Genomic DNA, 13,793 nt, shown 5'->3' on the forward strand with positions numbered 1-13,793 from the left:
TAATCGGGAATCTCGTTGCATACTCTTGTCAACTGATTTTTATAATCTGATTATCGTTTCTTTTTCAAAGCTAAAATATCAAAACTAATATAATTAGTAATTTAGTAATAATTCTGAGTAATCTCATTTTTGAAAAATTCTTTTGTGATGTTCTTGAAGGTCAGCATTAAAATTTTCTTGCTCATATAAATAGAATTATGGTTTGTGATCTTTCTTAAATCTGGTCATCAGTTGGCAACAGTTTTGTGAGCAATACAATCTGCCCGAGATGATAGGCATCGTGCTGTATCATACCCTCTATATGGTAATGCCAGCTCTGTGCATTGCCTGCATAAATTCTGTCGAGGTCGTTATCATCAAGTTCTTCCAAAAACTTCATCCACTTTTCATGTGCCTGCTGAAATGCATTGAGCGATGCCTCCCAGGCTGCATCCGATTTATTTTCTACTGGCAGGAAAAAATTATGATCGGGCGTGGTTTCTTTTCCCACCGTTAATCGGCGCAGCACCGATTCTTTCCATGCCGCGAGATGATTCACGATCTCCCAGATAGAATTCCGGTCGGCCCTGATCTTTTTGGCCGCCAGGCCTGCAGACACCTGCCTTAAAACCGGCACCAGGCTTAGATCCAGCCAGGGTTCGCCGTCAAACATTTCCTGCATGCGTAACTTCAATCGTTGAACTTCTTTCATCCCTTTAATTTCGTGCTTTTTTCGACTTCAACCATGAAAACTATCATCTCCCGCCTTGACTTCCCTCATCTGCCGGACATATTCCTTTCGCTACCTTAAAGAGTTATTAAATCATTCATCATGAAAGAAACAATGAAAGCGCTTGTATATTTTGGTGACGGTAATATTGAATACAAAGAGGTTCCTGTTCCCGTTATCAACAAGCCAACCGACGCACTTGTCAGAATCCTGAAGACCACCATCTGCGGTACTGATCTTGGCATCATAAAAGGTAAAGTTCCAACCGTTAAACCCGGCACCATCCTGGGCCACGAAGGGGTAGGTATTGTGGAGGAAGTGGGTGGATCCGTTCGTAATTTTAAAAAAGGTGACCATGTTATCATTTCCTGCATCACATCCGATGGTACCTGCGAATATTGCAAGCGGGGATTATACGCCCACTGCGAAGATGGCGGATGGATCCTGGGCCATCTCATAAATGGAACCCAGGCAGAATACGTCAGCATCCCCCATGCAGACAATAGCCTGCACCATATTCCTGAGGGTTCGGATGAAGAAGCCCTGGTGATGTTAAGTGATATCCTGCCCACCGGTTACGAGATCGGTGTCATAAACGGGCGCGTTAAACCCGGCGATACAGTCGCAATCGTGGGATCTGGTCCAATCGGGATGGCCGCTTTACTCACCGCCCAGTTTTATTCTCCCTCTCGTATCATCATGATCGACCTCGACGATAACCGGCTCGATATGGCCAGAAAATTCGGGGCCACCGAAACCATCAACTCCGCCAGAGATAATGTTGTGGAAAGGATCATGTCTTCCACCAAAGATGGAGTAGACGTGGCTATTGAAGCTGTCGGCATTCCCGATACTTTTAACTTCTGCCAGAAAATTATCCGTCCGGGTGGCAATATTGCCGTGGTAGGGGTTCACGGGCACAGCGTTGATCTGCAACTGCAGGACCTGTGGATACGTAATATCACCCTCACCACCGGCCTGGTAAGTACCAATACTACCCCCATGCTGCTGAAGACGGTCAGCTCCGGCAAGTTGCAACCCAATAAACTGATTACCCACCACTTTGTACTGGATGATATGCTGGAAGCTTATAAAGTGTTTGGTGATGCTGGTAAGGAAAAGGCCATCAAAGTGATCATTGATGTGGAAGCTTCACCGGTACTAAAGAATGTCTGGAGCGAAAAAGAAGCGCTTACTACGGCGTAAGTTTAAGCAGAGGCATTAAAATAAAGCAGGCTATTTCGCCTGCTTTTTTTTGCCTGTAGGTACTCCAGGTTTCTTGGGTGTACATTCATTTTCATTCCTGTATTTTCGTGCATAATTTTCAGCCTGCATGTCACTTTACGTTAGTTCACTTAATTCCGGAAGCAACGGCAACTGCTACTACATCGGCAACGATGAAGATGCCATCCTGGTTGATGCCGGCATTAGCTGCAAGGAGATCCTCAAACGCATGCAGCGCGCTGCGCTCGACATTAATAAGGTGCGGGCCATTTTCATTTCACATGAGCATTCTGATCATATAAGGGGATTAACGATCCTCTCTAAAAAGTTCTCCCTTCCTGTTTACATCAACCAGGGCACCATGCAAAACGGGCGATTATTCATTGCCCATGAACTGGTGAACGATTTCTGTGACGCCAGTCCTGTTGCCATCGGCAAGATGGTGATCCATGCTTTCCGCAAACACCATGATGCCGCCGACCCTTATAGTTTTGTTATTGAACATGGCGGTACACGAGTGGGAGTATTCACCGATATCGGCCGCCCCTGCGATTCCCTCACCCATCATTTCAGTAACTGTCATGCCGCCTTCCTCGAATCGAATTATGATGAGGCCATGCTGGAGAAATGCAGTTATCCATGGCACCTGAAAAACCGGATCAGGGGTGGACTGGGACATCTTTCCAATAAGCAGGCGATGGAACTTTTCCTGGCTTGTCGGCCAGCTTTTATGAGCCATCTTTTTCTCTCCCATCTTTCGCAGAATAATAATTGTCCCGAATTGGTAAAGGAACTTTTTGAGTCCCAGGCCAATGGTATCCAGATTGTGGTGGCCTCCCGGCATGTGGAGACGCCCGTTTACCGGATAAGTGCGGCCGAAAATATCAAAGCGACGGTTCCGGCGAGGAGGGTGCCTTCCACCCAGTTGCAGTTATCTCTTTAATTATATGAGCGCCATGCGGTTTGAGTATAGCTGGAAGCGTCTTTGAGCGGTCAACTAGGCCGACTAGAAGCCGACTAAAAGCCGAGCAAAAGCCGACGCTAAGCCTTCTCTGAGCCGCCTGAGGTATGCCTGAGGTATGGCTGAAGTATGACTGAAGTAGATGATTGTCGGGATGAATCAGGATGAATCAGGAAAAGTCGGGATAAGTCAGGAAAAGTCAGGTGGAGATCAGGAAATGTCAGGTAAATATCAGGGAGCCATCGGGAATAACTCAGACTAAATTCGGCAAGGATCAGTAGATTATATTATCCTTTTTTATTATTTTCAATTTACCGTGTCATAATATAATAAATTTATTGCAGATGGCAAAAAAAGATTTTGACCCATTCGATCCGCCAAATAGAAAACCCCGCCGCCCCAACAAATCTTCCAAAATTTCCAGGAACCCCGATTTTGAAAAGCAAACTTCGCGCACCGTCCTTATCAATAATCTGGCTGCTGATTTAAACCGCATACTTGAAGGTCACGGTGAACATTATAAGGTCTCCAACTTTTACCAGCGTACACAGGCGAAGATGCGCAAAGAACCGCTCAACAATCCCTTCCTGCTCTACAGGCGATTAAGGGGAATGGATATCCATCCCCGTTACCCGCTCACTGCATTGGGCGATACCCAAATAACAGCGCGCATACTGAAAAAGAAACGGTTAGAGGTTAACGTTATGGCAAATGCCTTTGCTAATATGGCCATGCGACATGATACCAACTGTTACTCTTATAAACTGGTGCTGATCTGCTGGCAATATAATGTAAAAAAACCTGTTCATTTTTCCCAGGAAAGTGAATGGCTGCACTATACAGCAAAGGATATGGTAATCGATTTCTTCTTTGACCTCCCGAAGGATACAAGATTCTTCATGCTCTGCCTCGCGCATTGCCAGGGCAAGGATAATATACACGACCCTTTAATGCGATGCAATGCCATGCGCATCATGCAGGTTGATACACTCGATGAAGAAGATGCAGCTCTTGCAAAGGAAAGAGATGAGGCAGACATATATGAGGAGATGGAAAAACCAAAGCCAGATACAAGAGTCCGCGTGAAGGCGCGAAAAATTGAACCTGGCTCCGATTCTTTTTAAACCTTATTCTCTTTAACCTTTATTCTCTTTCAACGTCGACAGGAAACTCACCAGGTCACGTATCTCTTTTTTGCTCAGCACATATCTTAACTCCGGCATGCTGGAGGCAGCATTGGTGCGGGTTTCCACCTTATCTTTCGCAATGGTTGCGTTGCCGCTATCACCTGATTTGATCACCAGGCTCTTCGCATTTTCTTCCATCAATATCCCCGACACAGAACTGCCATCTTTCATCTTCAATGTTACCGCTCCATAACCCGGAGCAATACGCGCACTTGGATTGATCAGCGCCTCAAGCAACTGCTGCCTGCTGAGCTTGCTGGCTATCCCATTTAACTTCGGTCCGGCATTGCCGCCGTAATCATCATAGGCATGACATTTCATACACATGGCACTCTGGCTCCTGAAAAATATCCTTCCCCCCTGCTCTGCATTCCCTCCCATCAGACTACCCGCATAAGAGGCAGTCAATTCATCGGGCGATAACTTCTTGCTGATAGCTGCATAGCGGTCTTTTAATTCAGCTGAATGTGAACTGTCAATGGCTTCGGATAATTCTATATATACCTCCGGACTCAATTTCCCCGCTTCCATTTTTGCGAGCTGCTTATCAAATACAGCTTTCGTATCACCTACCGGTAATTTACCCAGCGTCAGCAATGCTGCCTGCTTTTCTTCCGCTGATTTTGTATCGATAACACCTGCCAGTAATTCAACCATCATGGCGGTGGGGAGTTCTGTTTTTCCCAGCAGATCAATACCCGTGATGCGTACCATTTTTTCTTTATCGGATAGCGCCTGCTTGATGGCCAATCCAACCTCTGTATATTTCATATCGGCCATTGCTTCCAGTGATGCTTTTCTTACAGCTGGCTTGCTATCTTTTTTCAACAGTGCAAGCAGGTTGGGCTCTGCTGTTTTGATACCCAGCCTGCTGATTGATTTTATTGTTCCGATCCTGATCTGCTCATCACGATGACCAAGTAAATTGATCAGCGTTTTTTCTACCACAGGTTTTGTCTTGGCAGAGTCTCTTTCTATCTTTCCCCTGAGCCTTCCATCAACACGATCAAGCACGGATGGTTTTACCCAGGTGCCGATTGCCGAAATGGCTTCGATCCGCATGGGTGCAGGGTTTGCCTCCCCCGCTGCATAGTTCACCAGGTTCTGCAAAGCAGCGTCTGTTCCCACCCTCAGGTTGGCATTGATCATTCTGCGCGTGAGGGCTTCATTCTTAAATCCAGTTGTATTTAACAGATTTCCCAATGCCGGTAGTGCTGCCACAATGGAGAGATCATCATTGATGGCTCTCGCCGTTTCTGTTACCACAAATTCATCTTTATCGGAAAGGAATGTTGCTATACCGGGATAGCTCATACGCCGAAGGGCAACTACCGCGGCTATGCGAAGTGCACGGGAACTGTCTTTTGCGAGTGCGATGATGGGCTCAGCCTTACCAATGCGTGATAAAGCCAGACTTCCTGCATGTCTTAAATAGGCATCCTCATCATTGTTTGCTTTCAGCATTTCAATGATCGGCTGGACGGCAGGCTCATAGGCGATGCGGCCCAGAGCTTCGGCCGCAAAGAAACGGGCACGACTAAACGAATCTTTCAACAACGGCAACAACTTTTCTCCCGCTGGCTTATAACGGATATCGCCCAGCCATTTTGCTACCTGTGCCCTGATCTCATCATCCGCATCAGTTAAATAGGGTAATAATATGGCTGCCTGCGCTGCATCTTTTCTTGCAAGCTGGCTGATACCCCAGATGGCATGCACCCGGGCAAGCTGACTGCTTTTTTGCTGCAGGTATTTTTTGAAAATCTCTGCTGAGGCATTGCCTTTTTTCGCCAATGCAAACTGTGCCTTCATCCTTACACGCATATCTTCATTGGCGAGTAATTCGCCCAACTGCTCTGCTTTATAATCACTGAAATCTGCTGCCAGCAAGGTTTTGGTGAGCTTCCTCGCCGCTGATGCTGCACCACTCTTATCATCCAGTTTCCAGATCCTTCCAAACACACCTGTCCCCCATCCATCGATCCAGTCGGCCACATAGAGTGCGCCATCCGGACCAAAATCCAATCCCGTTGGTAATATGCCACTTGCGATCTTCTTTGTTTCTCCCAATTCAAAACTGGCACCTTTTGGCTTCAGCGTAAAACTATGCACGCCCGAGCTGGCGGCATTGCCTACAAACTCGGCCACAAAAAAATGATTCTTGTAAGCAGGGCCCATCGCTGTACCCGGATTGTAAACAAATCCCGCCGGACCGCTAACATAATTACTGATGCAGGGAGTGATATAGGCTGCCTGTCCCTCAAACCTTGGCAGGTACATTTTTTCATCCATCCACACTTTATAACTATTGTTCAGCGGATCATTGTACTTACCATATTGCCAGTTGGCTCGCCATCCCGCATCAGAACCATTCACTATATATACCAGTCTTTCTTTCTCGCCCGCATGATCGCCATCATTGTCCTCACTGATCAAATTGCCATATTCATCAAAGGCAAACTCATGTGTATTTCTTAAGCCGGCAGCAAATATTTCAAAATCAGATCCATCCGGATTGGAGCGCGCTATCACGCCACTGTTGGGATACTCCCATTTCTGTCCATCAGGTCCCTGGCCATTAAATCCGATATCACCGATCTGCCAGTAGATCTTTCCATCCGGACCCATTTCCACGCCCGACATCCCATGCCCGCTGAATCCTATATGTATTCCATAGCCCGTGGAGATGGATGTTTTTTCATCGGCGATGCCATCACCGTTTTTATCGCGCATGCGCCAGAGATCCGGTGCCACAGCAACATAGAGATCATCACCATCGGCCAGCACGCCACCACCAACATCGGTTACCTCATCATGAAAATCATCCACCACCAGCTGCGAGCGATCGGCAACACCATCACCATTCATATCCTCGAGCCTGAAAACATTTTCACGCTCCACAGTCATATCGCGCCAGTCGCGGGAGCTGTCACCATTCACATCGGTAAGCCATTCATTCTTATGGCTGTTCTCAGGGGCGAGTTCTGTGCGCAGGAATTTTCGTTTATCCTCCACCGTTTGCAGACTGATGGAAGCGATCTCCCAGTCGCGGTGCCCGCGGATATCAAACTCGGAATTGACCTGGCGGTTTGTTTTATTGTAATAGAGCCTGCCCTGGTCATCAATATCAATGGCGATAGGCGATACAACGAGTGAATCTATTCCCCATAAGCTAATGGATAGTCCCTCTTCGAGTTGGGGCTTGATGACATTCCCAACTGAGTCAGCAAATCGCGCGGTATACGCCGTATCATATTGGGCAGTTTGAACAACCGGCGCTTCATCGCGGCAGGAGACAATAGACAGTGATGCAAATAGAATGATGGATAGTAATCCGGATCTCATAATGGCAGTTTGTTTGCTTGATGGAATAAGTGTATAATTTATACTTTTTTTCCGGACTGGGCAACCACAGTCCTCCTTTTAGCTGACCCAGGTCATATTTTAGGGTTAGTACATGGCTTACCTTTTCTTCAAAATCGATCATGAGAAAATACCTGTCAGTGGTCATTTCTCTCTTGTTAATTGCCACTGAATTGAGAGCACAGCAAAAAGATAGTTCCACCATTGATAGTTCGGTTATTATCTACCAGGGCTTATCGCTGGATGAATGTCCACCTGCTTTCACGGTCTCACTTGATAAAAATCTCCTTAGGAATAAAGCAGCATTGATCATATTAAACGAAGCCCTGCATCCTTTGGGACGGGCCGAGTTTTATGAAGATGGCAAACCTGTTCGCTGGTTAAAAACTCCCCTAAGAATGAACCGCGCCTCCCTGCTCTATATCGATACTGGTGAACACCGGTTCCACACCATGTACCAGCGCTTATACCATACAGCTCGCTATGAAGCAGGGAGAGTTTACCTGGCGCGACTTTTCTCCAGGAAACAATGGCTGCTTGGAGGCCTCTCCATCATAAAAAAAGATGAGCAGGGCAGACCGGTAGAATATGCTGCAGTTTTACTGGAATATATAAGTCCGGAAACGGCGACGGAGCTTTTCAACAAGATGAATAAAAAGGAGATGATTATTAATCAGTGATAGGTCTTATGGCCTCAAGAGATTCTTCGATCGTAAACGATTTACTCAGGCCTTGTAAATGTTGTTGCCTTCTGTGATGTAGTAAGGCAATATCTTTGGAAGTATAGCTCCAATCAATTTCATTTTCCAGCAATACATATATTGCCTGGAGCTTTTGCTCATCGGCAACATCAATGTAATGATGCAATTTATCACGTAAAGCTGAACTGTCCATATGGAGGATTTATTCAAATTTACCCTTTTTTGGGTGAATAACTAAACGGTAAAAACACCTGAAAATGCAGAGAGCCTGCAATAAAATTGCAAGCTCTCGTTTTAATTCATCTTACAACACTGATCTTTTTGGTCTCCACCTTCTTTCCATTTTGCAGCTGGCATAAATAGATTCCTGCCGGCAGGTACTGTTGCTTATTATCCCTTCCATTCCAGTTGATGGTATGCATTCCGGGTGCATACATTCCATCAGCCAGTGTTGCGATTGCCTGTCCCGATAAATTATACACCTTCATCACTACTCGTCCTGCTTCCGCCATCCTGAAATGTATGCGGGAGGTTGTAGTTACAGGGTTGGGTGAAATACTGAACCCTGAATTGCTTTCCTGTACAGGCATCTCCTTTACCGCCTTGGTAAGAACCTCCGGACAATTGCCAAGTACAGCGCCTTTTGCTATAAAGCCATCAGCAGCTGAGCGGTCTACACAAAGATCATTTCCATTGAAACAAATCCTGATCTTTTCCTCCTTTATGTTTTCATTGCCGCAGGTAAATGCTGGTACCGCGGCATACAAGGCTCTGGCCAGCGCATAGATATCAGCTCCATGATAATTGGTAAGGATCACCAGGGTTAGTTTTTTATCAGGTTGATAAAACATCACGGAGCGATAGCCAGGCGCATTGCCATCATGACCAATGAATTTTTCTTCCGCACTCATTTTGGTACTTTGCCAGATGCCATAGCCAAGTTTATCTCCTTCATCATCGCCCACGGCAGAAATTGAATTCAGCATCTGTTCGAGCGTGGCTTTACTGGTAGCCCTCCCGCTGAATAATGCATTCCCCCATTCCGCCAGGTCTGAAATATTGGAAACTATACCGCCGCCAGCAAATGCGGCAGACACGATCCCCGTCATGGGGAACCTTGAAATATTCGTGTATGCATTGGGGAAAGTTGGCTGCCCTGTAAGCTGGAAGATGGGATTGAAGGCACTTATATTATCGTGTGGGGATGCCAGTAAGGTTCCTGCCGGTTGTGGCTCTTTCACGCCCAGGTACATGGAACCCAATTGAAGCGGAGTAAAAAATCTTTCGCGATAATGCTGCTCCAGTGATTTTCCGGTAACAATTTCTACAATTGCTCCCAGGGTAACATAATTGGTGCTTGAATAAGTTCTATCAAGGCCGGGCTGTTTTACCTGGTGAACAAAATAGAGTATTTCAAAGGGCGTCCACACGTGTTGGGGCTGGAAGGCGACCGCTAGTTGGAACTGGAATTCACCTGTGTAATCTGAATAACCGCTTTCATGGGCCAGTAATTGGCGGATGGTTACAGATGCATTGAGTCCGGCATTGATCTGCGCCAGTGGAAGGAAATTGCTGACCGGGTCATCGAGCCTCAGCCTCCCTTCATTTGCCAGCTCCAGTACCAGGGCCGACGTAAATGTTTTGGTGACGCTGTAGATCTGCGAAAGCGTGGCAGTAGTAAATGCAGTTCCACCGGGTTGCAGATTATTCTGCGCATCCACATTTCTGGCAGCATAGCCAGTGCTACCCTGCCACAATGCCAAGCCATCCACTTTGATGGCGGCTGCTATTCCGCCTACATAGGGATTGTCGGGATTGTTTTGAAATTCATCCAGCACCTCCTGCAGCCTTGCCTGCGCAGCGGGCGAAAATCCCTGGCCGGAAATGGTGTAATGGAAACCGAGGAGCAATAAGATAACAATTGCCTGTTTTCCTGCAAATAGATTTACCTGTTTCATGACAGTTGGGTTTAAAATGAAAAATGTAATTCCCTGATGATGTCAAGGTAATTACAGCAACTGCCGGATGGAATCAGGAATAGATGGTTGAGGGGTATGAATTAATAAGACGCTACTGCGGGACAACGGAATGAAATGGGGTGAGTTATTTGATGAGAAGCACCAGTTACCAAATGGTATAAAAAGATCATCCCGCAAATTTGTATTTAGAGACTTTTTAGACTCTCCCTGATGCGGGCAAGCACCACCTCAAAATCAGGTTGACCATGGTAATATAGATTCTTTGTTGCGTTATAGCGTTTCACAAAGTCTTCATGAACGGCAGGATCTGATAACAGGAAAGCTTCATTCTGGGAAAGCGGAACCTGTAAATCAATTCTTGGAAAACGAGTTTGTTTATGCGCTTCATATGCCGGGGTTCCTATAAAACTTTGCACATCCGAATTATTTAACAAGCAATAAATATCATAATACTGACGCATATAATTTACCTGCTTAGCAGCACCTTCTTTTTCTTTTCGAAACTTTGTGGCAATTGTTTGGAGTTTCTCAACAAAAGTATATCCCGGATGATAACATGCAATTGCTGTCGCCTTATTATTAATTATTCCGGGTACTTCCCTTTCAATGGCAACATCAAGGGCCCATGATGATATGGTTCGTTCCACATTAGGCGAGACGGTATCAAAACCCGCCTCCAGCAACACTCCGGACTTTAATCCTTCAATTGTTACAGTGTGTGAATCATAATAAAGTCTTATTCCCCCACTGAGATATGTATCAACATTGTCAAATACTGTATCCCGCTCTACCTGTACAATTCCTTCAATCTGCATATTTGCTGCAAGCCAATCATAAAAATCTCTTCTGGAAAGAATATGCTGTTCTTTTGTTTTCCTTGGATTTATTTCAACATTCAACTCTGCCGATGGATGTATATGTATATCTATATCTTCAGAAAATCTCTGTATGATCTCAAAACCTTTTGATAATGAAGTGCCACCCTTAAGTTCAAATTGGAAGCCCTGATTTTTTAGACCATACAATACATGCATGATCCAATAATCCTTTTCTACCAGCGTTGGCAATATTCCTCTGGCCTGAGCAACAATGCTTATCAAATCTGAGAATTCCGGATGTTGGTGCAGATAAAGGGAAGCCATCAGGAATCATTCTTCAAAAAGGATGAAAACAATTTTTTGGTGCGCACATTACCATAAAGCCGAACAGCTGTTCTTAATTTTGGACCATCCATTTCTTTTGCTTTTTCTGCAACACGCTTTAAAAGATCCTTCTCATTTTCTGCAAGCTGATTCAGGTTATTAACCAGGTCAACCAGCAAAAAAACTTTAGTAACCTCCTTTGGAAAATGTGGTTTCATTCTAAAACTGTAAACACGGTTTCCGAGTTTGAAATTACCATGGCGCTTATGATTATAAACTATATACTCATTGTATAGCTGGGTAGTACCCACTCCAAGACTGTTATATGCATTTGCTGAGGTGAGAAGAAACCGATTGTCTTTTAAGAATCCACTTACTAAATCTTTATCATCGGGAGGAGCCATTCCAAATGCAGTTTTTCGTGGCACATAATATACTCCACGAGCCGCTTTAAAAAGCACACCCTCCTCAACCAGGCTGCTAAGGTCACGGTCAATTGATGTGGAATATTGTTCCAAATCTTCCCGACGATACACGTGTCCAGGTTTTAGTCTCTTCCTCAATAAATCTGCTTGCGCCATAGGAGCATACTTTTTACTTGCATAAAAGTACAAAAATAAGAAGAGAATAATGATTTTTCATTAAAGTTTCATGCAGATAAGCTGGATAATTCAATGATTATCAATTATTAGCTGCCGGAATTATTATGCCACGCCTTAAAACTAAAATGTATCAGCTTTTTCTGAAGAAGGGTATAGAAAAGAGTAAGCCTGCAAGTTGATTGCAGGCTTTCTAAAGAAGATATGTTTGATAAACAATGACCGCCTTCGCTAAAGCTTCGGCGGTCGCTGGCGGTGAGGGAGGGATTCGAACCCTCGGTACAAGTTTAAGCTCGTACAACGGTTTAGCAAACCGGCCCTTTCGGCCACTCAGGCACCTCACCTACCTGCCTTGAAACGGGTTCAAGGGAGCGCAAAAATAGGGATTTAACTATTTATCTCCCAAAATTTTACGCTATATTTTTAGTACTCTGCACCATTATAAATACCGAGAGTTGTATTTGCAATTATAGTGCCGCCAGCTGTACCTTCTGCTGCAGCTCCATCACATTCTCCCTGAATACATTGTCTGTATCCATAAGATCCTTGACGGTCTGGCAGGAATGTATCACTGTTGTATGATCCCTTCCGCCAAAATGCTCGCCGATTGTTTTGAGTGAATTCTTGGTGAATGATTTTGCCAGGAACATAGTGATCTGGCGGGCCTGCACGATCTCGCGCTTCCGGGTCTTCTGCAATAACTTATCGTAGGGAACATCGAAATAATCGCATACCATCTTCTGAATGGCTTCAATGGTGATTTCCTTGGAGGAGGTCTTCACGAAGTTACGGAGCACTTTCTTGGCCAAGTCTAGGTCTATTTCCCTTCGGTTAAGCGAAGACTGTGCCAAAAGTGATATCAGCGCGCCTTCCAGCTCCCGCACATTGCTGTTGATATTATAGGCCAGGTACTTCACTACCTCCCTCGGCATATCCAGCCCGTCATTCTTCATCTTCCGCTCCAGTATATCTATACGGGTCTCATAATCAGGTACCTGAAGATCGGCAGAGAGTCCCCAGCGGAACCTGCTCAGCAATCTTTCCTGTACCCCTTCAAGATCCTTTGGACTCTTATCTGAAGTAAGAATCAGCTGCTTACCACTCTGGTGAAGATGGTTGAAGATGGCAAAGAATGCATCCTGTGATTTCTCGGCCCGGTTGAAGAACTGTACATCATCAATGATGAGCACATCTATCAACTGGTAGAAATGGATAAAATCATTGATGGCATTATTGCGGCTATGATCTACAAACTGGTTGATGAACTTCTCCGAGCTCACATACAATACCACCTTGTTTGGATTGGATCGCTTTACATCGTTTCCGATGGCCTGAGCAAGATGCGTCTTACCCAATCCAACCCCTCCATATATCACCAGCGGATTAAAGGAATTGGCACCAGGCTTCTCCGCAACCGTTTTACCGGCCCTGCGGGCTACCCTGTTGCAATCACCCTCTATATAGGCATCGAATGTGTAGATAGGATTCAACTGTGGATCGATCTGCATTTTTTTCAGACCGGGAATAACAAATGGATTCTTCACCGGATTGCTGATCACCAACGGGAAGTCCATCTCATTGTTCGAATAAGTTTTATACCCGTGTGCGGGTATGTCCATCGTCAAAGGTTTATTCTTATGATTGCCACTATCAACCATGATCCGATATTCCAATTGCGCATCTTTACCCAAAACCCTGCGCAATGTTTTTGCTAACAGGTTAACGTAATGTTCTTCGAGATACTCATAAAAAAACTGGCTGGGTACCTGGATTACTAATACGGTGCTCTTGAGTTCAACGGGTTTAATTGGCTCGAACCATGTTTTGAAATGCTGCCACTCCACGATATCCTTGATGATCTCCAGACAACTATTCCAGACTGTATCTAAGGTTTTGGTCATTTCTGAACGAGCAGTTTTAATAATGTG

General features: G+C 45.2%; 11 protein-coding genes and 1 tRNA gene. 4 read left to right on the forward strand and 8 right to left on the reverse strand.

Annotation, left to right across the window (positions count from 1 at the left end):
• Positions 1-214: 214 nt before the first annotated feature.
• Positions 215-691 (reverse strand): DinB family protein, encoded by a 477-nt coding sequence (locus tag V6M43_RS03490; RefSeq protein WP_332732649.1) that lies wholly within the window; start codon positions 689-691, stop codon positions 215-217.
• 120 nt (positions 692-811) lie between these two features.
• Here V6M43_RS03490 and V6M43_RS03495 point away from each other — a divergent pair, with 120 nt between their 5' ends.
• The 3 genes from V6M43_RS03495 to V6M43_RS03505 all read left to right on the forward strand — a co-directional run bounded on the left by V6M43_RS03495 (position 812) and on the right by V6M43_RS03505 (position 4,018).
• Entirely contained in the window at positions 812-1,915 is a 1,104-nt protein-coding gene (locus tag V6M43_RS03495; RefSeq protein ID WP_332732650.1) for a zinc-dependent alcohol dehydrogenase family protein, read from the forward strand.
• A gap of 127 nt (positions 1,916-2,042) precedes the next feature.
• Positions 2,043-2,876 (forward strand): MBL fold metallo-hydrolase, encoded by an 834-nt coding sequence (locus V6M43_RS03500; RefSeq protein WP_332732651.1) that lies wholly within the window; start codon positions 2,043-2,045, stop codon positions 2,874-2,876.
• A gap of 362 nt (positions 2,877-3,238) precedes the next feature.
• Positions 3,239-4,018, forward strand: a complete 780-nt coding sequence (locus tag V6M43_RS03505) for a hypothetical protein (RefSeq protein ID WP_332732652.1) — start codon at positions 3,239-3,241, stop codon at positions 4,016-4,018.
• 12 nt (positions 4,019-4,030) lie between these two features.
• On the opposite strand, the gene V6M43_RS03510 is transcribed toward V6M43_RS03505, so the two are convergent.
• Positions 4,031-7,426 (reverse strand): DUF7133 domain-containing protein, encoded by a 3,396-nt coding sequence (locus V6M43_RS03510; RefSeq protein WP_332732653.1) that lies wholly within the window; start codon positions 7,424-7,426, stop codon positions 4,031-4,033.
• A 140-nt stretch (positions 7,427-7,566) separates the two neighbouring features.
• On the opposite strand from V6M43_RS03510, the gene V6M43_RS03515 reads away from it, so the two are divergent.
• Positions 7,567-8,124, forward strand: a complete 558-nt coding sequence (locus tag V6M43_RS03515) for a hypothetical protein (RefSeq protein WP_332732654.1) — start codon at positions 7,567-7,569, stop codon at positions 8,122-8,124.
• Here V6M43_RS03515 and V6M43_RS03520 read toward each other — a convergent pair.
• From V6M43_RS03520 to dnaA, 6 genes are all read right to left on the reverse strand, one after another.
• On the reverse strand, positions 8,114-8,338 hold the full coding sequence (locus V6M43_RS03520; RefSeq protein ID WP_332732655.1) for a hypothetical protein: 225 nt from the start codon (positions 8,336-8,338) through the stop codon (positions 8,114-8,116). The genes V6M43_RS03515 and V6M43_RS03520 overlap by 11 nt on opposite strands.
• 106 nt (positions 8,339-8,444) lie before the next feature.
• Positions 8,445-10,103 carry a serine hydrolase gene (locus tag V6M43_RS03525; protein WP_332732656.1) on the reverse strand — a complete coding sequence of 553 codons (1,659 nt, stop codon included), beginning with the start codon at positions 10,101-10,103 and terminating at the stop codon, positions 8,445-8,447.
• Between the two features lie 206 nt (positions 10,104-10,309).
• Complete coding sequence (locus V6M43_RS03530) at positions 10,310-11,266, reverse strand: nucleotidyl transferase AbiEii/AbiGii toxin family protein (RefSeq protein WP_332732657.1); 957 nt, start codon at positions 11,264-11,266, stop codon at positions 10,310-10,312.
• Positions 11,266-11,847: a DUF6088 family protein gene (locus tag V6M43_RS03535; protein WP_332732658.1), complete on the reverse strand. Its 582-nt coding sequence runs from the start codon at positions 11,845-11,847 to the stop codon at positions 11,266-11,268. Before V6M43_RS03535 ends, V6M43_RS03530 begins: the two co-directional genes overlap by 1 nt.
• Before the next feature lie 268 nt (positions 11,848-12,115).
• Positions 12,116-12,209 (reverse strand) — tRNA-Ser (locus V6M43_RS03540).
• 123 nt (positions 12,210-12,332) lie between these two features.
• Positions 12,333-13,766, reverse strand: a complete 1,434-nt coding sequence (gene dnaA, locus V6M43_RS03545; protein WP_332732659.1) for a chromosomal replication initiator protein DnaA — start codon at positions 13,764-13,766, stop codon at positions 12,333-12,335.
• Positions 13,767-13,793 lie beyond the last annotated feature (27 nt).

Origin of the sequence: Flavihumibacter sp. (genome assembly GCF_036676075.1) — a bacterium.
In the GTDB taxonomy this organism is placed as follows: Bacteria; Bacteroidota; Bacteroidia; order Chitinophagales; family Chitinophagaceae; genus Flavihumibacter.